At 48.2% G+C, this 25,508-nt stretch carries 24 protein-coding genes; 7 read left to right on the plus strand and 17 right to left on the minus strand.

Annotated elements, in window-relative coordinates; genetic code table 11:
• Window positions 1-301: 301 nt before the first annotated feature.
• The 11 genes from choV to IYN85_RS07015 form a co-directional block, all read right to left on the minus strand.
• Window positions 302-1,480 carry a choline ABC transporter ATP-binding protein gene (gene choV, locus IYN85_RS06965; protein ID WP_230390512.1) on the minus strand — a complete coding sequence of 393 codons (1,179 nt, stop codon included), beginning with the start codon at window positions 1,478-1,480 and terminating at the stop codon, window positions 302-304.
• A gap of 18 nt (window positions 1,481-1,498) precedes the next feature.
• Entirely contained in the window at window positions 1,499-2,326 is an 828-nt protein-coding gene (gene choW / locus IYN85_RS06970) for a choline ABC transporter permease subunit (RefSeq protein WP_196158089.1), read from the minus strand.
• Between the two features lie 67 nt (window positions 2,327-2,393).
• Entirely contained in the window at window positions 2,394-3,320 is a 927-nt protein-coding gene (locus IYN85_RS06975) for a choline ABC transporter substrate-binding protein (RefSeq protein WP_196158090.1), read from the minus strand.
• 144 nt (window positions 3,321-3,464) lie between these two features.
• Window positions 3,465-5,138: a choline dehydrogenase gene (betA, locus tag IYN85_RS06980; RefSeq protein ID WP_230390513.1), complete on the minus strand. Its 1,674-nt coding sequence runs from the start codon at window positions 5,136-5,138 to the stop codon at window positions 3,465-3,467.
• 15 nt (window positions 5,139-5,153) lie between these two features.
• Window positions 5,154-6,617 (minus strand): betaine-aldehyde dehydrogenase, encoded by a 1,464-nt coding sequence (gene betB, locus IYN85_RS06985; protein WP_196158091.1) that lies wholly within the window; start codon window positions 6,615-6,617, stop codon window positions 5,154-5,156.
• Complete coding sequence (gene betI, locus IYN85_RS06990) at window positions 6,610-7,248, minus strand: transcriptional regulator BetI (protein WP_196158092.1); 639 nt, start codon at window positions 7,246-7,248, stop codon at window positions 6,610-6,612. The genes betB and betI overlap by 8 nt, the downstream gene beginning before the upstream one ends.
• A gap of 491 nt (window positions 7,249-7,739) precedes the next feature.
• The gene (locus IYN85_RS06995) at window positions 7,740-8,051 is read right to left on the minus strand and encodes a DUF3301 domain-containing protein (protein WP_230390625.1); all 312 of its coding nucleotides are present in this window, start codon (window positions 8,049-8,051) and stop codon (window positions 7,740-7,742) included.
• Between the two features lie 5 nt (window positions 8,052-8,056).
• Window positions 8,057-9,838: an ABC transporter ATP-binding protein gene (locus IYN85_RS07000; protein WP_196158094.1), complete on the minus strand. Its 1,782-nt coding sequence runs from the start codon at window positions 9,836-9,838 to the stop codon at window positions 8,057-8,059.
• Window positions 9,835-11,589 (minus strand): ABC transporter ATP-binding protein, encoded by a 1,755-nt coding sequence (locus IYN85_RS07005; RefSeq protein WP_196158095.1) that lies wholly within the window; start codon window positions 11,587-11,589, stop codon window positions 9,835-9,837. Before IYN85_RS07005 ends, IYN85_RS07000 begins: the two co-directional genes overlap by 4 nt.
• Entirely contained in the window at window positions 11,582-11,800 is a 219-nt protein-coding gene (locus IYN85_RS07010; protein ID WP_196158096.1) for a hypothetical protein, read from the minus strand. The genes IYN85_RS07005 and IYN85_RS07010 overlap by 8 nt, the downstream gene beginning before the upstream one ends.
• Window positions 11,801-11,975: 175 nt before the next feature.
• Window positions 11,976-13,805: an ABC transporter transmembrane domain-containing protein gene (locus IYN85_RS07015; protein WP_196158097.1), complete on the minus strand. Its 1,830-nt coding sequence runs from the start codon at window positions 13,803-13,805 to the stop codon at window positions 11,976-11,978.
• A gap of 145 nt (window positions 13,806-13,950) precedes the next feature.
• Between IYN85_RS07015 and IYN85_RS07020 the strand changes: the two genes are divergently transcribed.
• Both IYN85_RS07020 and IYN85_RS07025 read left to right on the plus strand, forming a co-directional pair.
• Window positions 13,951-14,226 (plus strand): autorepressor SdpR family transcription factor, encoded by a 276-nt coding sequence (locus tag IYN85_RS07020; protein WP_196158098.1) that lies wholly within the window; start codon window positions 13,951-13,953, stop codon window positions 14,224-14,226.
• A complete protein-coding gene (locus IYN85_RS07025) occupies window positions 14,216-14,890 on the plus strand; it encodes an SdpI family protein (RefSeq protein ID WP_196158099.1) in 675 nt (224 codons plus the stop codon). The genes IYN85_RS07020 and IYN85_RS07025 overlap by 11 nt, the downstream gene beginning before the upstream one ends.
• Window positions 14,891-14,926: 36 nt before the next feature.
• On the opposite strand, the gene murI is transcribed toward IYN85_RS07025, so the two are convergent.
• From murI to IYN85_RS07040, 3 genes are all read right to left on the minus strand, one after another.
• On the minus strand, window positions 14,927-15,712 hold the full coding sequence (gene murI / locus IYN85_RS07030; RefSeq protein WP_196158100.1) for a glutamate racemase: 786 nt from the start codon (window positions 15,710-15,712) through the stop codon (window positions 14,927-14,929).
• Between the two features lie 179 nt (window positions 15,713-15,891).
• The gene (gene ald, locus IYN85_RS07035) at window positions 15,892-17,013 is read right to left on the minus strand and encodes an alanine dehydrogenase (protein ID WP_196158101.1); all 1,122 of its coding nucleotides are present in this window, start codon (window positions 17,011-17,013) and stop codon (window positions 15,892-15,894) included.
• Between the two features lie 281 nt (window positions 17,014-17,294).
• A complete protein-coding gene (locus tag IYN85_RS07040) occupies window positions 17,295-18,296 on the minus strand; it encodes a substrate-binding domain-containing protein (RefSeq protein WP_196158102.1) in 1,002 nt (333 codons plus the stop codon).
• A 129-nt stretch (window positions 18,297-18,425) separates the two neighbouring features.
• Here IYN85_RS07040 and IYN85_RS07045 point away from each other — a divergent pair, with 129 nt between their 5' ends.
• The 5 genes from IYN85_RS07045 to IYN85_RS07065 are packed head-to-tail and all read left to right on the plus strand — an operon-like array spanning window position 18,426 to window position 22,529.
• Window positions 18,426-19,478 (plus strand): UDP-glucose--hexose-1-phosphate uridylyltransferase, encoded by a 1,053-nt coding sequence (locus IYN85_RS07045; protein WP_196158103.1) that lies wholly within the window; start codon window positions 18,426-18,428, stop codon window positions 19,476-19,478.
• Window positions 19,475-20,626 carry a galactokinase gene (gene galK / locus IYN85_RS07050; RefSeq protein ID WP_196158104.1) on the plus strand — a complete coding sequence of 384 codons (1,152 nt, stop codon included), beginning with the start codon at window positions 19,475-19,477 and terminating at the stop codon, window positions 20,624-20,626. The genes IYN85_RS07045 and galK overlap by 4 nt, the downstream gene beginning before the upstream one ends.
• A gap of 39 nt (window positions 20,627-20,665) precedes the next feature.
• Entirely contained in the window at window positions 20,666-21,724 is a 1,059-nt protein-coding gene (locus tag IYN85_RS07055) for an aldose epimerase family protein (protein ID WP_196158105.1), read from the plus strand.
• 4 nt (window positions 21,725-21,728) lie between these two features.
• Window positions 21,729-22,166 (plus strand): hypothetical protein, encoded by a 438-nt coding sequence (locus IYN85_RS07060; protein WP_196158106.1) that lies wholly within the window; start codon window positions 21,729-21,731, stop codon window positions 22,164-22,166.
• A 3-nt stretch (window positions 22,167-22,169) separates the two neighbouring features.
• Window positions 22,170-22,529: a response regulator gene (locus IYN85_RS07065; protein ID WP_196158107.1), complete on the plus strand. Its 360-nt coding sequence runs from the start codon at window positions 22,170-22,172 to the stop codon at window positions 22,527-22,529.
• Between the two features lie 22 nt (window positions 22,530-22,551).
• Here IYN85_RS07065 and IYN85_RS07070 read toward each other — a convergent pair whose 3' ends face one another.
• The 3 genes from IYN85_RS07070 to IYN85_RS07080 all read right to left on the minus strand — a co-directional run bounded on the left by IYN85_RS07070 (window position 22,552) and on the right by IYN85_RS07080 (window position 25,484).
• Window positions 22,552-23,025 carry a DUF1566 domain-containing protein gene (locus IYN85_RS07070; protein ID WP_196158108.1) on the minus strand — a complete coding sequence of 158 codons (474 nt, stop codon included), beginning with the start codon at window positions 23,023-23,025 and terminating at the stop codon, window positions 22,552-22,554.
• Window positions 23,026-23,124: 99 nt separating this feature from the next.
• Complete coding sequence (gene yegQ / locus IYN85_RS07075; protein ID WP_196158109.1) at window positions 23,125-24,483, minus strand: tRNA 5-hydroxyuridine modification protein YegQ; 1,359 nt, start codon at window positions 24,481-24,483, stop codon at window positions 23,125-23,127.
• Window positions 24,480-25,484 (minus strand): rhodanese-related sulfurtransferase, encoded by a 1,005-nt coding sequence (locus IYN85_RS07080; RefSeq protein WP_196158110.1) that lies wholly within the window; start codon window positions 25,482-25,484, stop codon window positions 24,480-24,482. Before IYN85_RS07080 ends, yegQ begins: the two co-directional genes overlap by 4 nt.
• Between the last annotated feature and the right edge of the window lie 24 nt (window positions 25,485-25,508).

Raw genomic sequence — 25,508 nt, forward strand, 5'->3', positions numbered from 1 at the left:
CCCGTCTACTAAGAGCGCCTTGTACTAGTGTGTTCCATTAGCTCTGAAACTATGCGAACTTCTGACTCAGGACACTAAGGCAACTCGATAAAATTGTCATCAACCTTAGCGGGTACAGAAATTCGCAAATGTCGAGGCAAGTTCTGCAGGCAATATTCGTTATTTTGGCAAAGGACTTAACAAAGAAATTTGTCATTTGCTCATGTAGCTAACTACATGTTGCGCACTCCGCCTTGCTGTCACTGAATTGATCGATGGCAACGCCGTTGAGACTAGTGTTAACAGGCCCAACTCGACATGATCATTCTTCTCCAATGAGTTTCCCCAGCATAGCATGATAAATTTCTCTATCACCAATAAACCCAACGATATTTTCACCATCGTGGACCAAAACCCCATGACCAGACTGATATCGTAACGCCATAATGGATTGCATTTTAGTGCTCAACGGCACCACCGAGACACTGGTTTTGTCAACATGCTCGGTTTCACCTTCGCGCCATTCAACCAACCCGTATCGGGTTTCGCCGTATCGGAAATAGCTGTCTTTTACGGTACGGCCTAAACTCACCCAACTGTCGTCCCGCCTACTCAAACACTGCTCACCTGTTTCAAGGCTGGATTGATCTAGTGGTCGCATCAATGCTCGCGCATTGACCACATTGATCGGGTTAGTGTGGGCAACAAACTCGCGCACATAGTCTGTAGCCGGGTGCATGACGATATTTTCAGGCGTGTCATGTTGGACAATCTCACCGTCTTTCATAATGGCAATGTGATTGCCAAGTTTAAGTGCTTCATCCAGGTCATGACTGACAAATAAGACTGTTTTATTAAGCTGTTTCTGTAGTCGCAGCAACTCATCTTGTAACTGAGTACGGATTAGTGGATCCAACGCTGAAAAGGGTTCATCCATTAGAATAATGTCGGTTTCCATCGCGAAAGCCCGTGCCAGACCAACCCTCTGTTGCATGCCCCCGGAAAGTTGGCTAGGTTTACTGTCCGCCCATTCAGCCAAGCCGACCAAATCAAGCTGCTCCAATGCTTTCGCCCTAACTGTACGCTTGTCCAAACCTTTTTGCTCCAAACCAAACGCAACATTTTCAGCAACCGTGAGCCATGGCATAAGCGCAAACTTTTGAAACACCATGGTGATTCGATTCATCCTCAAATCACGACGTTCATCTTCATTAAGCGCGTGAAAACTTTGTGCGCCTTGCTCGGTTTCTACGAACACTTCACCTCGACAGACCGGGTTCAGTCCGTTGGCCGTCCTGAGCAGACTAGACTTGCCCGAACCAGACAATCCCATCAAGACGCATATTTCGCCCTTACCCACTCTAAGGCTGGCATTACGAACAGCGGCGGTTAATCCAGTCTGATCCTGTATGGCTTGACGGTCTGCACCTTCATCCAACCATGACAGTGCTCGTTCAGGCTGACGACCAAAGACAACATCAACGTTTTTGAATTCTATCATTTTGATTTCGTCTCCTGATTATTCGGTTTTAAATAGGCGATCTAGCATGATTGCAACCAGCACAATCGCCAACCCGGCTTCAAAGCCAGTCGCAATATCAACGGTGTTCAACGCTCGAACAACAGGCTTGCCGAGCCCATCAGCACCCACTAATGCCGCAATGACCACCATGGATAGGCTCAACATGATGCATTGAGTAATACCAGCACGGATATTGGACATAGCCGCCGGAATTTCCACTTTCAACAACAGGCTTCGTTTAGTACAACCAAAAGCCCGACCAGCTTCCAACAACTCTTCCGGGACCTCAGATATGCCCAGATAAGTGAGTCGGATCGGCGCGGCAATAGCAAACACCAGGGTGGAAATCAAGCCTGGCACGACACCGAGGCCGAACAAGGTCAATGCAGGAATCAAGTAAACGAATGGCGGGATGGTTTGCATCAAGTCCAATAGTGGCCGCAGTACTCGATACAGCCATGGACGGTGCGCAGCGGCAATCCCAATGGGTACACCTATCAAAACACACAAACCCGTGGCGTAAATAATCAATGAAAAGGTCTCTATGGTTTCTTCCCAGTAGCCCAAGTTCCAAACCAACAAAAGTGACATAATAAAAAACGCAGTCACGCCTTTATTGCGCTGTCGCCAAAACACCAACGCGGCAACAATGCCAATAAATAGCCAAGGAGGAAGAAACGAAAGCACATTCACCAAGCTTTCGATCATAATTTCAAGCACAACGGACACGGCGTCGAAAAACGAACCACTGACATCAATCAGCCCATCCATCAGACTCTCGGCCCATTGGCCAATTGGTAATTTATGTTCCGTAATAAAACTCATAAGTTAGATATCTTTTTTGAAAATAAGAAAACTCCGGTTGGCGCTAATCACCAACCGGAACCGCAGATCACAAATTCAAGTGAGCTTTAACTGCCGGTAAAGCAGGCTGACCATCAATGGTGGTTACCCCGGCTAACCAGGACACCAAAACATCTTGGTTCTTCTTCAGCCAAGCTTCAGCAGCTTCTTCTGGTTTTTCACCGTCATTCAAGATTGCAGCCATGACTTCGTTTTCGGCTGCCAAGGTAAAGGTGAGATTGGTTAACAGTGCACCAACATTGCTACACTCTTCCGTGTAACCTTTGCGAACGTTGGTGTAAACGCTGGCGCCACCGTAATCTGGACCAAAGAAATCATCGCCACCGGTCAGGTAAGCCAGTTCAAAATTGGCGTTCATCGGGTGTGGCTCCCAGCCAAGGAAGACGATCCAGTTCTCGCGACGGGTTGCCCGCTTCACCTGCGACAACATACCGGCTTCGCTGGACTCGACTAATTCAAAACCCTGCAAACCAAATGCGTTTTGATCAATCATGTCCTGAATCAAGCGGTTACCATCATTACCAGGTTCAATACCGTAAATGCGTCCGTCAAACTCATCCGCAAACTTCGCTAAATCGGCAAAATCTTTAACACCCGCGTCATATACATACTTCGGAACCGCCAGCGTGTATTTCGCCCCCGATAGGTTCTTATGAATGGTTTCCACTGTACCCGCGTCACGATATGGCTTAATGTCCCCTTCCATGGTTGGCATCCAGTTCCCCAGGAAAACGTCAACATCACCATTTTCAATCGACTTATACGTCACAGGTACCGACAACAACTGGGTATCTGTTTTGTAGCCCATACCTTCCAGTAGCGTCGACGCTATCGCCGTTGTTGCAGTAATGTCAGTCCAACCGACATCGGAAAAGCGAACGGTTTCACACTGGTCCGCGTGAGCGGTTAATGTTGCAGACGCGGCGAGAATGGGAAGAATCAGTTTCAATTTCATTATCGTTCCTATCTTTTGAAGTTTTCGTTGTTACAGAGCGTTGGAAAAAAGTGCCTAAAAGCTTTATTTTTCGACGGTCTGATTGAAAGAATGCGCGTGCTTTTGCAAGCACTGACGCACTTCGTGCTGGTTAAATCTGCTGTTTTATGAGTTGGCACTACCGCGCCTCTGCCGCTGCTGCCATTTCGAATCGCCTTTGACCGGCACATTGGCAGGCGGCATAGCATGACCGCGCAATATTAAATCAGCCGCGCGCTCGGCAACCATAATCGTTGGGGCATTCAAATTACCATTGGGGATGGTGGGAAAAATGGATGAGTCTACAACCCGCAACCCGGTAATGCCACGTACTCTCGTGTGTGAGTCCACAACGGCCATATCGTCCTCGCCCATTTTGCAAGAACAGGATGGATGGTAAGCACTTTCCACATGGCTACGGATGAACGCATCAATCTGTTCATCACTTCGAACATGTTCACCAGGTTGAATTTCGCCATCGCGATAATCGTCAAAGGCCGGTTGGGCAATGATTTCACGCGTCAACCGTACACAATCTCGGAAGCCTTCACGATCAGCTGCCGCTTGCAAGTAATTAAATTGGATTAATGGTGCGTGCATAGGGTCAGAAGATTTTGCGCGAACAAAACCACGACTCTGTGGCTTGTTGTGACCAATGTGCACCTGAAAGCCATGGCCATTGAACGCCGCTCGTCCGTCATAACGCATCGCTGCCGGCAAAAAGTGGTATTGCAAATCTGGCCATGCCACTCCAGCTTTTGAACGGATAAATCCACAGCTTTCGAAGTGGTTGGTCGCGCCCAAACCGGTCTTAAACAGCAACCACTGCGCGCCGATCAAACCTTTACTGAATAAGTTTAATTTCCCATTCAAAGTGATGGGCTGTTTGCATTTAAATTGAAAATAGAACTCAAGATGGTCCTGCAGATTCTCACCAACTCCCGGAAGATCGTGCTTCACTTCGATACCGACTGCCGTGAGGTGTTCGGCATTCCCGATACCAGATAATTGCAACAAATGAGGGGACCCTATAGAGCCCGCACTCAAAATGATTTCCTTTGTGGCGGTTACACTGATCGCTTTTCCCTGATGTTCAAACACAATTCCAGTCGCTTTTTTCCCATCTAACATCACGCGATGCACAAGCGCATGGGTAACGACTGTCAAATTTCGACGTCGCATGGCGGGACGCAAATAAGCGTTTGCTGTCGACCAACGGCGCCCATCTTTTACCGTCATGTGCATGGCACCGAAGCCTTCCTGCTGCGCGCCATTATAATCTTTCGTAAATTCGTAACCGGCTTGCTGCCCCGCTTCTATGAACGCCTTATACAGTGGATTTTTCATTTGATTGCCATTATTGACGCCTAAAGGCCCCTGCGCACCACGGTAATCATCTCCACCAAAAGCCCAGCTTTCCGCTTTTTTAAAATAAGGTAGGCAATGCTGGTAGTCCCAGCCATTGGCTCCCTGCTCCGCCCATTGGTCGAAATCCTGAGCATGGCCACGAACGTAAACCATACCGTTAATGGACGAAGAGCCGCCCAACACTTTACCGCGTGGACAATGCATTTTCCGGTTATCCAGATAAGGCTCCGGTTCTGTTTCAAATTGCCAGGCATATTTTTTAGTATTCATCGGTATGGATAACGCTGTTGGCATCTGAATAAAAATGCTTTTATCGCTTCCACCGGTTTCGACTAGCAATACTTTGTTCTCGCTATCTTCACTAAGTCGGTTGGCTAAAACGCAACCTGCCGATCCAGCACCGACAATGATGTAATCGTATTGGGAATTCATAATTGTCCTGTTCATTCAAAATGGGCTTTCGATCGGGTTCATACCGACATACACCGCTTTCAGCTGGGTGTATTGATGCAAGGTCGACATGCCATTCTCGCGGCCGATGCCGGATTGCTTGTACCCACCGACCGCCATCTCTGCCGGACTGTTACCGTAGGCATTAATCCAGCAAATTCCTGCCTTGATCTGGTGAATAACCCGGTGTGCTCGCTGAATGTTGTTGGTGAACACGCCCGCGGCCAGCCCTAGGTGAGTGTTATTAGCGCGCGCTATGACCTCTTCCTCACCGTTGAACGACAGTACCGACATCACCGGTCCAAATATTTCTTCTCGTACGATAGTCATGTCGTCGTGACAATCGGTGAAAACAGTTGGTGCGACAAAATATCCATCGGGAACATCGGTCGGCGACAAGGCAGTGCCACCACATAACAATGTGGCACCTTCAGCTTTTCCTTTTTCGATATAGTTCAACACCAATGTCTGATGTTTTTTTGAAATCAGTGCACCAAAATTTACCGATGGATTCATTGGGTCGCCAATAACGATGTTCTCTTTTACCCGCTGAACAAGTCGTGATAAAAAAGCATCTTGAATGGACTCATGCACAAACACTCGAGTGCCATTGGTGCATATCTCGCCCTGCGTATAGAAGTTACCTAACATGGCTGCGGAAACAGCCTGATCAATATCTGCGTCTTCGAATACGATCAGTGGGGATTTACCACCCAACTCCATCGTGACATCTTTTAATGTTGATGCAGCGGCAGCCATAACCTTTTTCCCGGTGCCGACTTCACCGGTAAAAGACACCTTGGCGATATCCGGATGATGGGTTAACAGCTCACCCACACGATGGTTACCTTGTACCACATTAAATACGCCAGGGGGTAAACCTGCTTCACGAAATATTTCCGCCAATTTGAGTGCCCCCAATGGCGTTTCCTCCGAGGGTTTGAAAATCATTGCATTTCCGGCTGCCAGCGCGGGCGCGGCTTTCCAGCACGCGATCTGTAAAGGATAATTCCACGCACCAATGCCCGCACAGACACCTAATGGCTCACGCCGAGAGTAATAGAAATCGCCCCCTAAATCCTGCTGATTACCCTCTATCGACGCCGCCAATCCGGCAAAAAACTCGATAGAATCCGCTCCGGTTGCGACATCTACTACACTGGCTTCTTGCCAGGGTTTGCCCGTATCAATCACCTCAATCTTAGCTAACTCATCGTTACGATCCCGTAACAGGGCAACCGCTTTTAGTAAAATGCGACCACGTTCTGTGCCCGTCATCGCAGACCATCGTGCAAACCCTCGTAGTGCGCTTTCGACTGCTCGGTTAACAAGATCTTCACTGGCTTGCTCTACCTGATACGCCACATGACCGGTGGCAGGATTAATAACGTTAAAGACTTCTCCTGCTTCGCCGGCAACGTATTGCCCATCAATAAAGGACTGAAAAATGTCGTTAGTCATGTCGTCTTGTTCCTAGCGTTTTGTGAGTTACATTGGCCTGAGTTTGAGACTGTCGAATGACGCCTTGGACATAGGCCATGCAATAATTTCCGCTGTCTGCGACTGAAATGGGATGAGTGCTCAACGCCATCCGCAACCAAAGACCATCGATCAACGCGGCAGTGGTCTGTGCAGCTTCCTCCACCCGTTCTTTCGGCAACAACCGACGAAAGGAGAAGCGCAGATTAGAGAGTAAACGACGCTCATTAACTTGCTGAAGTGCGGAGAATTCCGGGTCATGCATGGCCTGGGACCAGAACGCCAACCAGGTTTTAGAGGCTTTATCAGAGGTTTGAATCTGGGCAAAATTTGCCTTGATAATCGCGCGCAATCGCGCAACTGAATCCTCAGGATTTATCTGGCGCAATTCTTTCATTAACTCATCGTGCAACGACTGCAGCAAAAATCGTACTGTTGCAGCCAACAACCCCTGCTTACCACCAAAGTAATGATTAATAATGCCAGTGGAAACACCTGCCAACTGAGCAATGGTACTAATTGTCGTACCCATCAGACCATGACGCTCAACAGACAGCAGCGTCGCTTCAATCAACTGATGTTGACGCAATGGCTTCATCCCCACTTTTGGCATGCACTTGCCTCCTCTCCGGTCTGATTTATTTTTAATTGATCGTTCAATTTAAAATAAATGATAACCAATATCATGTGGGAACCTCAAGTACACGAAAGAATTCTTCGCGTAATTCTGGCGATTTTTGCCTTATTTATTAGCATAAAAACAATCGAAACAGCCATAACAGGGGATTTCAGCACGATACCAAGAAGTCGATGTTTATTTTATTTTGCTCTCTAATATTTCGTTCTCTTTATATTTTAGAGCCCAATACAACCTAATTTGGTTGAAATGCGAACAACTGAAATAGAGAAGCCATGTCAAAAAGGTGAAGTCTGGTCGGCTGATGAACCACCAGAAATTGAGATACTCAGGGCGTCATATCCCGCCCTGATAAAATGCATTAAGAAGAAAAAGATACCGCAATAAGTGAGAAATGGATGTGATGACCGCAATTCAGGTCCGCGTTACGGCATGCTAATCATCCAGAGACGCGTCACTGTCAGTGTTTACTGCAAGTGATGAGTTTGGGCATCGATCGACTGCAATCGATACCCTAATAGCGAAACCGTGCCGCGATAGCGGTATTCACCGGTTGAGGTGAACTCAAAACAATAAGTCCGTTGTAAATTAATGGCTCCCCTGCTGTTGCGGGCAAACCACAGCTTACGCAATACCAGCGATTCATCCAACAATTGAATATCGTGATCATCACAGTAGCGCTTCACATGCTTCAAAGCTGAAGCTTTGACACCCTGACCGTGCCACCAAAGCCCGGCAATCACAATAAATACGGACAGCCAGACGACATCACTAAGCATTAGGTTCAAATAATCTCCAAAGCACCGTTTACGGTGGCCTGAGTTTCACTAAGTAAGTTGGCATAGGCGCCACCCTTGGCCACTAACGATTCATGATTACCCTGTTCTACGATGCGCCCCTGATCGAGCACGAGAATCGTATCGGAATGGCGAATGGTGCTTAATCGGTGGGCAATGGCGATCACTGTTTTTTCTGCAAAGAATCGACTAATGGCTTTTTGAATCAGGTTCTCGGTAATGGAGTCAACGGAACTGGTTGCTTCATCCAACATAATGACCTGCCCCCCTTGAGCGACTGCTCGCGCAAAGGATATGAGCTGCGTTTGGCCTGCCGACAAATTACTGCCGTTAGCATTCAGCTTAAGGTCATACCCTTGTTCGTGTCTATCAATAAATTCATTAGCGTAAACATACGCAGCTGCGTCGCGGACCTGTTGGTCATCAATCCCTTCTTTACCCAAGGAAATATTGAACCGAATACTTTGTTCAAAGAGAAAAACATCTTGTTGCATCAAGGAAAATAAATGCATGGAATCCTCAATGGCCAATGCAGACAGTTCCAGTCCGTTCAACAAAATGCTGCCTTCATAGTCCTGATATACCTTGGAGATCAATCGCAGAATCGTTGATTTGCCCGACCCCGTTGTGCCTACCAAGGCCAACTGATGCCCCTTTTCCAATTTAAACGACACATCCTTTAATACATACGGCGTTTGGCTGTTGTAGCGGAAAGAGACATTACGGAATTCCAGCGACTCAAAATCGCGCAAGCGGTTGGCTACATCCTCGGACTTCAGTAACTGTCGCCCATCTTCTTCCAGAGTTTCCGTAAACAATTCTTCAATATGATCAAACGCGGCAAAGGATCGCTGAATGGCTGCGATCTGCGACGTAAAATCGCGCAGCGGCACAAACACTTTCTCCATTGTATTGATAAACGCAATTAAAACCCCAAGGGACAATGCCTCTTGCAAGACCAACCCGGATCCATACCAAATGATTAAACCAATGGTAATAGAGGTTACGCCGGTAATGATGGAAAACAACGCGGCGTCGTATTTGTTGGTTTTTAATTGTGCATGTAGAAACTCTGACGTGTGTTCTTTGTATCGCGCTTCCACTTCCTGTTCAGCCCGGTAAAGTTGAACCGTTTTAATCCCGAGCAAACATTCCTGCAAATAACCTGTGCCTTTGGCTAAGGATGAACGGGTAATTTTAAACATAGCGCGCAGCTTATTACGCACGAAGTGCGTGAGGTAAAGTACTGGTGGAAACACAACAAGAACCACCAACGTTAACTGCCAGTCAATCACCAACATTAACACCAGCAAAGCAACGGTGTTGATGGAGTCCCGCACCAGAGATAGAAAACTCAAAACAAAGGAGTCGGATATGGCTTCCAGGTCGCTGGTTAACCGCGAGAGTGTCACACCGGTCGGTGTCCGATCAAAATAACTGCGCGGTAATTTCAAAATGCGACCAAACAAGGCCATGCGCATATCAAAGACGGTATACTGCCCCATTTTCCGCAAGAAATAAGAATAACTGCTTTCCGAAATGTAATTTAAAAGAGTAACGATCACCATCAGAAAAATTAAAACAGACAAACCCGTCAGTTCCCCGATGGCCAGGTGCTCATCGATCACTTTAATGGTTAACCAAGGAAACGCTAAACTGGTCGCAATAGATACAGGCAACATCGCAATACCAATAAACGCAGGTACTTTGTATTTGCGAGCGAACAGCAAAAAGTGCTTCAGATAGTTGAGGTCAATTACATTTATCATGCCACCGCCTCCGCTTCATTTTGCTGCAATAGCCAAGTTTGTCGGTAATAGTCTGATGATTCCAACAGAGAATGATGCGAGCCACGGGCGATTATTTCGCCATGATCGAGAACGAGAATTTCGTCCATAGACTCCAGTGCACTAACGCGATGCGATACAATCAATACCGACTGATCTTTTATTCTATCTAACATGCCGGCCAGAATTTTACGTTCCGTGTCGTAGTCCACCGCCGACAACACATTATCCATAATAATCAAGTCGCTCGGACTCAATAGCGCACGAGCGATACTCAGGCGTTGTTTTTGCCCGCCAGATAACATAATCCCCTTCTCACCGACTATGGTTTGGTCGCCTTTTTCAAACCGAGCCACATCGTCTGCGAATTGGCTCAATTGAATCACCTTTTCGATGTCGGCTTGCTTATAGCCCTGCTGACCACTGCCAAAGCGAATATTCTGTTCAATCGTATCGGAAAACAAATAAGGTTCTTGGGTGATGGTCCGGATTCTGGCTCGCCAATCCTGTCTCGGCATCGTTGCAACATCATCATCACCCCAAAATACCTGACCCTGTTCAATATCCAGATGATGATTAATGCAGTTCACCAGCGTACTTTTGCCCGAACCGATACTGCCCAGAACGCCTACCTTTTTACCGGGTTCTATAACGAAACTGATATTCTTTAATACGCTGTCGTCAGCATCCGAATACCGATAACTGAGATTTTCTACGCGCAGAGTTTGACTCTTTCTGGAACCACCCTCTGCAGATGCCTGTGCATCTTGTTCAGGTATTTCGCTGTTCAGGATGGTTAAAACACTGTCGATGCTGACCATCCCCATTTGGAAAACAACGGCGATACGACCCAACTGCATTAACGGCAGTGCCAACAACACGGAGTAAGACAGAAAGGCGGTAATTTCGCCCAAGGTCAGGTTCTGTTGTAACAGGTAAACACCACCGAGCCCCAGAATCACCACTTTCATCAGGTTATTGGCATGATCTAACACTGGCATGACAAAGGTTTGTATTCGGGTAATTCGCATGGTTGTTTCAAGTAGCGACTGGTTCACGCGATCAATCTCCTGGCTGACCCATGCACCCATTTGCTGGTTTTTAATGAGATCAATTCCGGCCAGATAGTTCATCAGCTGCTCGGATACATCTTGCAGGCGTTTTAATCGCTCCGTGTGCATAGAGCGCATCTTCTTGAAACCTTGGCTGAAAATCACAAAAGCAACCAAGATGGGGACAACAGAATACAGTGTTAGCGCGGGAGAGATGCGCCACATCCAGATCGGCGTTAACGACAATGCGAAAATAACGTTAACCAATTGAAGGAAGCCTATGCCATAAAACAACCGGATACCGTTCAGGTCGTTGTTGATGATGGAAATCAGTTTTCCGGACGCAAACTTTTTGTGGAAAGCGTTAGGCAAGCGGTTTAATTTGTAAAACAAGTCATTTTTTAATTCGGCTTCGGTGATACGCCCAGGGTTTAACGCATACATGCGTGACAGAATTCGTATACCTACCATCACAACCGCAAGCACAATCACAATCCAAACATTTCTGACCAATTCGGCGTGGGAATCACTGCTGTTTTCGCCCAACAAATCTATCGCCAGTTTAATGTAGTGCGGTATTTCGACCTGAAACCAGTTCACAGCAAAAATGCAGACAGTCGCAAACAGATACGAATATTTATTGAGCAAGAAATAATGAATAATAAATCGGGATTTAGTCATTGTTACCTTCAGAAGGGTTCGGGCATTTCAGGTTGAAGTGATGCACGCAGGCATGAACGATGGCATGGCGGGCATCGCCCTGCTCCTCTAACGCATCCAGTAGCCATTCCGGCAAGCGTACCGGACGGGTTTTAACGCCTGGTTTTCGACCACAACCGGGACGTGAGCCGCCTCGACCACAACATTCGTCTTTCTTTGAAAGGCTGTTCATTTGGGAACTCGGTGAAATTTTGATAAGTGTACACTTTTCAAAATATATGTATAGACGAGTTTGACGATTGTCAGGTGGGGCGACGGGAGAGGTAATGACTGGGTGTGTACATAAAACGAAGAGTGACGACAACTGCCATCACTCATTTGAATGTCTATCGGTGCCCTACATAAAGCTATTCGGCTAAAGCTTGTTCCGCCAGTTTGTCAGATCCAAACTGCAAATCCGCCAAACGCTTATACAAAGGCGATGTGGCGACCAGCGAGGCATGCGTGCCTTCAGCGACCACTTCACCATGATGCATCACTATCGTACGGTCGGCCCCCAGTACAGTGGCCAGACGGTGTGCAATAATTATAGTCGTACGGTTTTTCATCAGTTCCTCGAGCGCTTTCTGCACCTGGAACTCACTTTCAGCATCCAGCGCACTCGTGGCTTCGTCCAATAGGAGGATATCGGGATCATTCAATATCGCGCGCGCAATGACCACCCGCTGCTTCTGGCCTCCACTCAAACGGACACCGTTCTCACCCAAGTCACTGTCGAAACCGTTTGGTAAGTCCATGATAAAGTCATAAGCATGAGCAGCTTTGGCTGCGGCTATTACTTCTTCGTCACTGGCATCTGGGCGACCGTAACGAATGTTGTGCCAGACATTATTACTGAACAACACCGGTTGCTGAGGCACCAAAGCCATCGGCTTGCGCAGCTCATCGAGATTCAGTTCGCGAATATCAACATCGCCTATTTTTACTCGCCCCTGTTGAGGGTCGTAAAAACGCAGCATCAATTCAAAAAGAGTCGACTTACCGGCGCCGCTGGGTCCCACCAGCGCAACCGTTTCACCACGCTTTATGTGAATATTCAGGTCTTTCAACGCCGGCTTATCTGGCCGACTCGGGTAGAAAAAGCTTACGCCTTCCAAGCGGACATGATCCTCTGAATCTGCACGGGGTTGCTTTGCCACTGCAGGGCTTTGAATCAGCGACGTTTCATTGAGCAATTGCATCAAACGTTCAGTGGCTCCGGCGGCGCGTTGAATTTCACCGTAGACTTCAGAAACACCCGCTACGCCGAATGCCACCATGAGCGCATAGAAGACAAAGGCGGCCAGTTCGCCACCGGACATTTTACCGGTCATCACATCATAGCCGCCAACCCAAACCATGGCGGCAATGGCGCTGAATGCCAGCATCATCACGATACCCAGTAAAAAGGAACGCGTTCGAATGCGTTTTTTGGCCACATAAAAGGCTTTGTCCACTTCCCTGCCAAACGCCAAGGTTTCGAACCCTTCACGCGCATAAGACTGGACAGTTTTAACTTGGCGGATAATTTCCCCGGCGTAGGAACCAACGTCGGCGACCGTATCCTGACTCTCCCGGCTTAGGCGGCGAACTCGTCGCCCCATCCAGATCGCCGGAATCAACACGGCGGGCACCCCCAACATCACTACGGCGGATAGTTTCAAATTGGTCACGAACAGCATAATTAAGCCGCCCGTTACAGTTAATGCATTACGAAGGGCAAATGAAAGGCTTGAGCCGATGATGGATTGCAACAGAGTAGTGTCGGTGGTCAGACGCGACATGATTTCGCCACTTTGATTTTCTTCAAAGTAACTCGGGTGCATATGCACGAGATGATTGAAAACATCGTTACGCAAATCGGCCGAGATGCGCTCGCCCAACCAAGTCACAAGGTAGAAGCGAATGAAGGTTCCAATCGCCATTGCAATGACCAAGACCATGACAAACGCCAGCATTGAATTCAATGAAGACAGCGATTGCGACAGAATACCTTCGTCGATCACCAGTCGAACGCCCTGCCCGAGCGCGAGGGTGATCAACGAGGTAAAAATTAAAGCAGTGGCGGCACCAGCCATCACTTTTTTATACCGAGACAAATAAGGCCACAATTGCGCCAGAAACGAGATGGGTTTTACGGGTTTTGGCGAATTCGGTTCGGGTTCTGCTGTATTTGACACAGCTTCAGCTTCTGACATGACGGTTTCCTTTTTTGCGATTAGGCCATAATCGGGACTCCACTAGGTTTATCCAAGTTATTTTTCTGAATCAGTTACTAATGGCTAATGAATTTGCCGACGACATCCCTACTATTTAACTAATTAACAAAACGGTTAAATAGTTATGAACGAGGCGTACAAAGCGTTAAGCGATCCGACCCGCCGGAAAATTTTGCAGTTATTGCGTCGTTCAGATATGACCGCCGGTGAAATTGGCGAGCATTTTATGATCAGTGCGCCGGCGCTTTCGCGGCACTTTTCAATACTAAAAGCGGCCAACCTGATTACGAGCGAAAAACAAGCCAATTTTATTGCTTACCAACTGAATGTTAGTGTTTTGGAAGAAACGCTACTTGAACTAATGAGCTATTTCGACTTGGGGAAAAAAGATGACGAATAAACCCACTATCAGCCTGAACCTAACCCTTTTTACAGCGGCTTGGGTCATCATCGCAGTTACATCTTTTTATGTGTGTCTTTCTTTACCCTCTGATCTGCAATTACCCATTCACTGGAACATTAATTTAGAGCCTGACAGTTACGCAAATAAGTGGTTTGCCTTGCTCATGCTACCCGCCGTGTCGGTTCTAATTGCACTGGTCATGACAATATTGCCCATGTTTGAACCACGCAAGCAAAACCTGATGATGTCCAGTCGTGCTTACCAGGGGGTGTTTTGGGCAGTTCAGTTGTTCTTTCTGACATTGCAATTGTTCATATTGAGTGAAGCTTGGCAATGGCACTGGCCGCTCGCCCGATTTATCTCGCTCGGCATGGCCATGCTGCTATTGGTAATGGGCAATTATATTGGCAAAACCCGCTCTACTTTTCTGTTTGGCATCCGCACCCCCTGGACCCTAAGTTCGGAGCAGGTATGGCGCAAAACACATCGCTTGGCGGGTTTCGGGCTGGTTACAACCGGTTTGTTCAGCCTTTTCAGTACGCCTTGGGCAAATCAGCTCACACTAGGCATCAGCCTGATCATCATGGCAGCAGTGTTAATCAGTGCGACGGTGTATTCGTACGTACTGTGGCGTAAAGAGCCAGATCATAGGTTGAACTGAAACTGCAAATTACGGCCACCGCTCAGGGTAAAAAAATCACTCAGGGTTGCCGAGGTTAAGAGATGCTGCTGGTATACCCTGCAACCAGGCAAGCGACGAATATCGTTTAATCATGCGCTCCATTTCTTGAGGTTTTGCTGTGGTGCGCAGAGAAACCGTCACTGCATCTTTAGTCAGGAGTAACGGTGCCGCACGGCGAGCCACTTCCTGGGCTATGGCATCACTTGTGTCGACGATATTTATTGCCGCCGGTAAAACGCGCTTCAGCTCTTCGATGATTAATGGATAGTGGGTACAACCAAGCACGACCTGGTCAACACCTTCGGCCTCGAAGGCACTTGTGTATTTGTCCAACAACGCAGGGATTTCAGTAGGTCTGAATTCAATCGCATCCGCCAGGCCTGAACAGGCCTGGTTCAGCACGGTCACATTAGGCAGAAACCCAGCCATTAGCCGACGATAACGCTGTGAAGCCAAGGTGTTTTCAGTCGCTAAAATAGCCACTTTACCGGTTCGTGAGCTTAACGCAGCCGGTTTAACGCCCGGCTCGACCCCCACAATCGGAATAGAAAATAAGGACCGTAACTGATCGATGGCAATGGCCGTCGCCGTGTTGCAGGCGATCACGATGACCGCACAACCTTGTCCAATCAGCCATTGGGTAATCAAACGACTACGCTCAAAAACTTGGGCTTCACTAAGATCACCGTAAGGAGAATAGGCCTGATCAGCAACATACAACAATGCTGCATCGGGTACCCGCTGTCGGATCTGAGTTAATACGGTTAACCCACCAACACCGGAATCAAAGACACCTATCATAACCGCTCTACACCGATAAAAACGGCGAGTTTACCACGCGTCTCGCAATAAAAAATGCGTAAGCTTTGCAGCGTACGCATTTTTATGAAGAGCAAACCAGCTTACCGAGCATCTACCACAAGAAGCGACAACAATGATCTAATTACAGTCGCCTGCAACGCATTGAACTCGCGCGCTGTTTAGATCAATTCGAGTGCATCTGCTGGCGATACGTATGGTAGACCCTGATCGTCAGCGACACTCTTATAGGTCACTTTACCTCGACAGACATTCAAACCATTCAGCAGATGCGCATCATCCAGCATAGCTTGTTTTGCACCCTTGTTTGCCAGCGCCAGAACGAATGGCAAGGTTGCATTGTTCAGAGCTATCGTTGAGGTACGCGCCACGGCACCAGGCATATTTGCCACACAATAATGAACCACATCGTCGACGACATAGGTTGGTTCGGCGTGCGTAGTTGCTTTGGAGGTTTCAAAGCAACCACCCTGGTCAATGGCGACATCCACCAGAACAGCACCCTTCTTCATTCGGCCAATCATTTCACGAGTCACCAGTTTGGGCGCGGCTGCCCCAGGGATTAACACTGCTCCCACCACCAGATCAGCCTCAATCACATGACGATCCAACGCTTCTTTGGTTGAGTAAACCGTTTTAATTCGGTTGCCATATTGCTTGTCCATTTGACGCAATACGTCGGTGTTTTTATCGAGCACGACAACGTCAGCGCCGGTACCCACCGCCATCGCGACTGCGTTTTGACCAACAACACCCGCGCCGATCACGACGACCTTAGCCGGCTCCACACCGGGTACACCACCCAGCAGTAAGCCACGCCCACCCTGCGCTTTTTCAAGCGAATGCGCACCAGCCTGTATAGACATACGTCCTGCGACTTCAGACATTGGTGCCAACAGCGGCAGGTGGCCGTTGCGATCCGTTACCGTTTCATAAGCAATGCAGACCGCTTGAGAGTTAATCAGGTCTTGGGTTTGCGGGACATCCGGTGCCAGATGCAAATAGGTAAATAATGTGTGAGATGGCTTCAGCATCGCACGCTCAACAGCCTGCGGTTCTTTGACTTTCACGATCATGTCAGCCCAGTCAAAAACGGCACTTGCCGTACCTAAGATATCGGCACCGGCATCGATATATTGCTGATCACTGAAGCCAATTGCGTCGCCAGCCAACGTCTCCACGGCAACCTGATGTCCATTGTGAATGAGTTCCACTACAGCCATTGGCGTTAAGCCTACGCGGTATTCGTGGTTTTTAATTTCCTTAGGGACGCCTATTTTCATTGTTTTCTCCAGATTCAGTTCAATGGGTAGCGCTGTGCAAAACGATGTTACTAAACGGAGCCTGTTACTTAACGGAGCCCGTCACTCAGTATCGTTGTGCGGAATAGCCGTAAATACCCGGCTCTTTGTTGTGGAGAACAGTATAGGAAGAAAATGAAACCAATGGCCGCTGAAGTGCGGCCTAATTTCAGGACATTAAGAAGAAAATAAATGAAAATCCAGAATCAAACCCTGCAAAACCACGAACAAACAGAGCAATCGCCTGCGACAACGAATGGCCGTTATCTGGAATACACGGACTGACGCTCAATCAGCCTTGGCGTAAAGCGCAGAGGCTGATCGATTTTTTCATACTTATCGTCCAACGCGTGCAAAACCAATCCGGCCGCCAGTGCCCCCATTTCATTCACCGGGTAACGAATGGTCGTCAGGTGAGGCTTTAATATGCGTGCCAAAATAACATCGTCGAATCCGACTATAGAAATTTCTTCAGGGATCTGTCGCCCAGAATCCTGCAGCATGACCATTGCCCCAGCGGCCATAGCATCGTTGTATGCAAACAGCGCTGTAACACCGAGGTTTCGGGACATCACTTCCGCCATCGCATAATTACCGCCTTCTTCATCGGGAAAAGCTTTTACCAACTTGCGATCATCGAATTCAATTTCGGCTTCGGTCAATGCCCGACGATAACCGGCAATCCGACTTTCACCATCTTCAATAGCGATGTTGGTACCGATATATGCAATATTGCGGTGCCCTTTGCTGATCAGATGGCGGGTCGCGAGATAAGCGCCGTATTCATTGTCCAGATATACACAACGGTCTTCCCAACCAGGGATTAATCGATTGACCACCATCACAGGAGTATCACGCTGGAATAATTCAATGATCTCATCATCTGGAATGGCTTTAGAGTGAATAATCAAGCCGTCACAACGACGTTCCTGCAAAAACCGAATGGCGCCACGCTCCTGCTCGGACTGGTGATAACCTGCCGTAACAATGACATGCTTACCAGCGGCCATAACAACGCGGTGTACCCCAGCCATGAGCTGCCCAAAAAACGGGGCTTCAATTTCACCAACCAGCAAACCGATGCAATCACTGCGATTACTGACCAACGCTCTGGCTAAGGTATTGGGCTGATACTTCAACGTGTCCATTGCACTCAGCACGGCCTGCCGCTTTTCAGGCACCACGGACGCCGAATTGTTTATGACCCGCGATACTGTTGAAACCGAAACACCCGCCGCCCGAGCGACATCCTTAATGTTAGCCACGCTTATTTCTCTTTCTTGAAACAGGTTTCAGATACTGAATCATTTTTTGACATTAAACAAGAACTCAGGGCTTGAAAACGTTTTCAAATTCGCTAAACTCTGCTAAAAAAGACAATTCAGGATTACGCCGTGCCAAACGTCCGCTTCGACCCTTCTGTGCACCCACATAAACGTTTAAACCCTCTGACAGCAGAATGGGTTCTGGTGTCACCCCATCGCGCAAAACGACCTTGGCAGGGGCAACAGGAAACAGCTGAAACAGAGCAAATGCCAAGCTATGATGCCCATTGTTACCTGTGCCCAGGGAATGAGCGGATTTCGGGCGATATCAACCCTGACTACACGGCGACGTTTGTGTTCGAAAACGATTTCGCGGCATTGCAGAAAATCACCCCCGAAACCGAAAGTTCACCCGACCCTCTGTTCACGCTCAAAGCAGAACGAGGCGAAGCACACGTCATTTGTTTCAGCCCAGACCACAGCAAAACATTGCCCGAACTGTCACTGGAATCGATTCTTACGGTCATAGACACCTGGGCGTCAGAATTTACTCGGTTAAGCGCAAGCTACGAATGGGTACAGCTGTTTGAGAACAAAGGCGCGGTAATGGGTTGCTCCCAACCACATCCGCACGGTCAGATCTGGGCAAACTCGACGGTACCGACCTTGCCAGCCAAAGAGGACATTGAGCAGCGACGTTACTTCGATCAACATGAACGCCCTATGTTGCTCGACTATGCCTTTCGCGAAAGTAAAGATGGCACACGCACCGTGGTTGAAAATCAGCACTGGATAGCGGTCGTACCGTATTGGGCAGCCTGGCCATTTGAAACACTGTTGCTGCCGAAATTTGCCTGCCAACAAATAAATCAATTAGACGATACTCAGAAAGCCAGTCTGGCAGACGCATTACAACAGCTAACCACCCGCTACGATAACCTGTTTGCAACCTCGTTCCCTTATTCCATGGGTTGGCACGGTGCACCAACAAGCAAAGCCAACGACCCTGCTTGGCAGCTACACGCACATTTTTATCCGCCCCTGTTGCGCAATGCATCTGTACGGAAATTTATGGTTGGCTATGAAATGTTAGCAGAACCACAACGGGACCTTACGCCCGAACAGGCAGCGAAACGATTACAGGAAACCAGTAACATCCACTACAAGGTAGCGCAACGGTGACTTTACACGAACTGGCCACAGCAGCCTTTACCAAACGCTTCAACTACGCTCCCAGCCATCAATTTTATGCACCAGGCAGGGTTAACCTCATTGGTGAACACACGGATTACAACGACGGCTTCGTGCTTCCGGCAGCCATAAACTTTGGGACGGCGATCGTTGCTCATAAGCGAGAAGACACCATTGTTAGGGTCTGTGCCGTCAATTTTGACGAAGAAGTGGTTGAATTTGACTTTGGGCTGCCTCTATTCCCAAGCGCAGAATCCACGTGGGCAAACTATGTTCGCGGCGTTTACGACATTCTGCTAAAGCAGAATCATCGTGTCTGCGGGCTCGATATCGCCATTGCCGGGGACGTACCCTATGGCGCAGGACTCAGCTCTTCTGCTGCGCTGGAAATTGTATTGATTCGCACCGTGTCGGCCCTGGCGGAGGAATCCATTGACCCGACCCAAGCGGCACTTCTTGGCCAACAAACCGAGAATGAGTTTATCGGCGCGCATACCGGAATTATGGATCAGCTCATTTGCGCAAGGGGCGAACAGGATCATGCCTTACTGATTGACTGTCGGGACTTAACCAGCAAACCAGTCAGTCTGGACCCAACCTTCCGAATCGTCATTTTCAATTCCAACGTCAAACGTGGGTTGGTCGACAGTAAATACAATGAACGACGACAACAGTGCCTTCAGGCTGCTCATGTATTGGGTGTTGGCGCCCTCCGTGACGCTACCATGCCCTTACTCCAGTCCCACCAGGACAGCATGGATGACTTGCCCTTTCGACGAGCCCATCACGTCATTTCTGAAAACGATCGCACTTTGCGAGCAGCAGAAGCCCTGGGGAAGAAAGACTGGGTAACCATGGGTCAACTCATGGCCGAATCACATCAGTCCATGAAACAGGATTTCGACATTACAGTCGCGCCCATCGATGGTTTGGTTGGCCTGATCAACGAAGTTCTACCAGCTGGTGCTGGGGGCGCGCGAATGACCGGTGGTGGTTTCGGTGGTTGCGTGGTGGCCTTGATTGCAGAGCAATACGTTGACGCTGTTGTTGAGCATGTCGCCAAACACTATGAAGAAACTTTTGGGATACGCGAATCAGTTTATATTTGCCAAGCAGTAAATGGAGCGTTTGTGGCATAATACCAGCCACTCTATTCGTCGTATTGGTATGAGAAAGCCATGAGAGCAAGTATTTCGGAAGTCGAGTTCGGCACACTGGATGATGGATCCGTTATAAAGAAATTTTTACTGCGCAACAGTCATGGAACTGAAGCCAGCTTTCTGAACCTTGGCGCGTCCTGGATTGGCTTTAAACGTCAACGAGACAGTCAGAGTCTGGTTCTCGGCTGTGATGATGCGCAAACCTTTGCTCACCAGCACGCCTTTCTGGGCAGTACGGTCGGTCGTTGGGCCAACCGCATCGGACACGGACAAGCCCAGCTGAATGGTGAACGCATTCAAGTTGAAGTTAACCTACCTCCGCACCACCTGCATGGCGGCAGTCATGGTTTTTCCTTCAAATTGTGGGAAAGCAGAATTGAACTTGCCGATGATGCAACCCCAACGTTGACCTTCTCTCACTTTTCCCCCGATGGTGAAGGTGGCTTTCCCGGAAATCTGAAGACGACGGTCAAAATCACGCTCACAGATGATGACACCGTGCGGTTCGAGTATCACGCCAGCACCGACGCACCGACTCTTCTGAACTTGACGAATCATGCTTACTTCAACCTCGATGGCGAAACCTCAGGTTCTCTACGCGACCATGAATTTAAACTCGCCAGTCACCAGTACCTTGAAGCCGATGACGATGCGCTGCCTACCGGCCGCGTATTGAACAGCAGCGGCACTGTATTAGATTTCGCAAACTGGACAGATGTACTCACAAAGCTAACCCCACTGTGCGATGAGCAACTTATCCGCGCTGGCGGCATTGATCACTGTTTTTGTTACCCTGATGACCAGCAACTTAAGATACTGGCACAGGCCCGACATACAGGATCAAACACCCAATTAACCTGCCGTTCAACTCTTCCAGGCATGCAGTTCTACACCGGAAATTTTTTGGGGGGCACACCCAAGAGCGACGATACACGCTTCGCAACCCATGGCGCATTCTGTTTTGAACCGGGCTATTGGCCAGACTCGCCAAACCACGAACACTTTCCAGACTGCACAATTAGCCCTGAGAAAGATTTCTCCGCTATAATCGAATACTCGTTTGACTCAATGGAATAAAAATATGTTAAAGCGCTTTGCAATCGTATTATCTCTGATCACTGCAGCCTCCTCATTTTCGTTCGCCGGTGGCAAAGGCGGGACCGAATTGGCTTTAGCAAGTTATGGTGGCCTGGGAGTTGTCGCTTCTCGGGGTATCCCACTGAATATCAAATTTTTGAGCTCTAATGGCATCGGTACCTTTGGTGAAATCGAACTCGGCGCAGGTTTTGGTAATGAACTGGCGTTGGGTGCCGAATTGTCGGGTGGCATCTTGATCGGCGTCGCACAGGGAATCAGCGTCTATGGCAGCCTTGGTCCAGCGATTGGGGTTGGCAATGGTACTAATTTCGGACTTGGTGCGGAAATCGGCTTTAATATTGATGTAAACAGCAGTTCCATCATCATCGAAGCTGGCTCACACCCTTCGGCGGGTTACGTTGCCGTTGGTTTGCGATTCTAAGCAATGAGTAAAATCCTGATCGTCGAAGATTCAGCCTCCATGCGTCAGCTCGCAAGTTTCACGCTAAAAAGCGCAGGTCACGACGTAACGGAAGCAAAGGATGGCGTTGAAGGCTTGGCTATGGCATCAGCAACACAATTCGATGCGATTTTAACCGATAAAAATATGCCCAACAAAAACGGTTTGGACATGGTTAAAGAACTTAGGCAAAAGCCCAATTATCGAAGTACTCCGATCATCATGCTGACAACAGAGTCATCTGATAAAGAAAAACAAGAAGGGAAAGCGGCAGGCCTGACTGGCTGGATGGTGAAACCATTTCAACCGGATAAACTGCTCACCACCTTTAAGCGTATCTTATAAAAAGGGGCTAGAGCCCCTTTTTTTATTTTACCAACAGCGACCAGGCATCTATATCGGTATTCATCGGGTATTCCTCCCCCGTTGTCATTAACACCGTATTCTTGAAACCACCAAAGGCATCCGTTGATGTCCAGTAGAAACCGCTTTCGATCGCCTTCCAGCTTTTATGAACCGCAGGCTCACCACAGTCATACGCAACGATAGACAAAAGCTCAGTCAACGTCGGCAAACGATACCCCTGCCCTACTTTCTTTACATTTGCCGAGGTTTCGTCAAAGGTATACTTGGCACTGTTTCCCGTACATTGACTGCCTTGCCATTCCTGCCCCACATTGCACCTCGACCAGGTTAACCCTGTTTTGGTATCCGACACGGTTCCGTTCGCATTGAAAACCAATCGGTTATTCAGCTCCGAACAGGACTCGGCAGCGATAGCCATTGAACCAGCACCGGCGGCGGCAATAAAAAACAAACCCAAATATCGTTTCTGTGTCATACACCTATTCCATCAATTTTTAAAAAATCACTAGTTACGAACACACCTGTGATTGTTTTTATGGTGTATGTTGCGAAATAGAGTTTGTCCAAAACGGACTTATAAATTTTTCATGATCAAACCATAAGTTTGCGCATCTTTTGCCATTGATTCGGGTAGTCGGATCTTAACATCGTACCCGGCGCCGGGTACTTCCGTCATATCTTTGTTATTTTTTGCATTTTGCACATGTTCTAATGTGAACGTGTGATTGCCATTCGGTGTCATCAGTTCCACAGAATCGCCCACAGCAAACTTATTTTTTGCGCGCAGGTAAATTTCTTCACCATTCCGATCAAATACTTCTGCGACAAATTGCTGATGCACGCCCACCGAGCGGCCCGTTTCATAATTTTGATATTCATCGTGAACGTGTCGGCGGTAAAAACCTTCGGTATAACCGCGGTGTGCCAGATTCTCCAACGTATTCATGAGCCCCTTATCGAAGCTTTCTCCTGCCACCGCATCGTCGATCGCCTTGCGATACGCCTGTGCCGTACGCGCGACATAGTAATGACTCTTTGTACGGCCTTCAATTTTCAGGCTATGTACACCCATCTTGGTCAGACTCTCGACGTGCTGGATAGCGCGCAGATCTTTTGAGTTCATAATGTAAGTGCCATGCTCATCTTCATAGGCTGGCATAAAAGTACCGGGGCGCTGCTCTTCTTCCAAAAGAAAGATTTGATCTGTGGGCGCTCCCTCTCCCAACGTCGGCGCGTCTGAGGCAATCTTGTTTTCTGGTGGCGTCCAGATTTTAGGATCAGTCGGAACAAAATCACCGCTGGCGTCCTCTTTGGCTTCATGCGCGTTGTATTTCCAGCGGCAGGTGTTGGTACAGGTTCCCTGATTTGGATCGCGTTTGTTGATATAACCGCTCAATAAACAACGGCCCGAATAAGCAATACACAATGCGCCGTGAACAAAGGTTTCAATTTCCAGGCCAGGGCAATTCTGCCGAATCTCCGCGATTTCATCGAGTGATAATTCACGGGACAATATTATTCTTTTTATACCCTGACGGTACCAGAATTCCGCTGATGCATAATTCACCACATTGGCCTGTACCGACAAGTGGATTACCTGATCAGGAAAGCGATCACGTACCAGCATGATCAAGCCTGGATCAGACATGATCAATGCATCCGGTTTCATCTCAATCACCGGCTCAATATCACGCATGTAGGTTTTGATTTTTGCGTTGTGCGGTGCAATGTTACTGGCCACATAAAACTGCTTGCCTTGGGCATGCGCTTCATGAATTCCCGTTTCCAGGTTCGCAAGCGTAAAATCGTTATTTCTGACACGCAGAGAATACCGTGGCTGGCCGGCATAAACGGCATCGGCACCGTAAGCAAACGCATAACGCATGTTGCGGAGTGTTCCGGCCGGACTCAATAGTTCAGGTTTGAATGTCATGACGAAGCTTTCACCTTTTTTAAACTCTGCTGTCTTTGCTTGCGGCGTTGCTCCAATTTTTCACGACGACGCTGATCGTTTGTTTTTGCGGCATCTTTTCCGATATGGTGCTCACCCCGACTTCTTGCAATCTGCAGTTGCCGCTGACGCTCCGCGTATCGTTGTCGCTGTCTATCTGAAACCTGATCATGACAATGATGACAGCTGACACCTTCTTTAAAATACTCATGTTGACGATCGGCTGCGGACAGTGGCTTGCGACAGGCATGACACAACTCATAATCACCCACCGCTAACTCATGACCAACAGACACACGATTATCAAACACAAAGCATTCACCATCCCACATTGAGGCGTCCGCTTTTACTTCCTCGAGGTATTTCAGAATGCCACCTTCCAGATGATATACCTCATTAAAGCCCTGCTCTTTCAGATACGCAGTTGATTTTTCGCAGCGAATACCACCGGTACAAAACATAGCCACTTTCTTGTGTTTAGCAGGATCGAGATTTTCTTTTACGTAGTCCGGAAATTCGCGAAAGGTCTCGGTCTTAGGGTTAACGGCGCCTTTGAAACTACCTATCTGGTATTCGTAGTCGTTCCGCGTGTCGATCAACAAAACCTCAGGATCGGAAATCAGTTCGTTCCACTGCGTTGGCTTCACATAGGTGCCGACAACCTCTTTCGGGTCGACACCCTCAACGCCCATGGTGACAATTTCTTTTTTGATTTTGACTTTGGTTCGATAAAACGGCTGACTGTCGTGAAACGACTCTTTTGCTTTAACGCCCGCTAATTGGGGATGTTCTTTAAACCACTGGTAGAGTGCATCGATACTTTGGCGCGTACCTGACACCGTGCCATTGATACCTTCTTCGGCCAAGATTAACGTGCCACGAATATCGTGCTGATCCAGAAATTTTAAAAGGGGGTCGCGCTGTTCAAGCGGATTATCCAAGCGCACAAAGTGATATAGCGCCGATACGACGATAGTGTTCATAGAGACCTCTGCTGGCTGCATCGT

The sequence above is a fragment of the Reinekea sp. G2M2-21 genome, from assembly GCF_015687175.1.
Classification (GTDB): Bacteria; Pseudomonadota; Gammaproteobacteria; order Pseudomonadales; family Natronospirillaceae; genus Reinekea.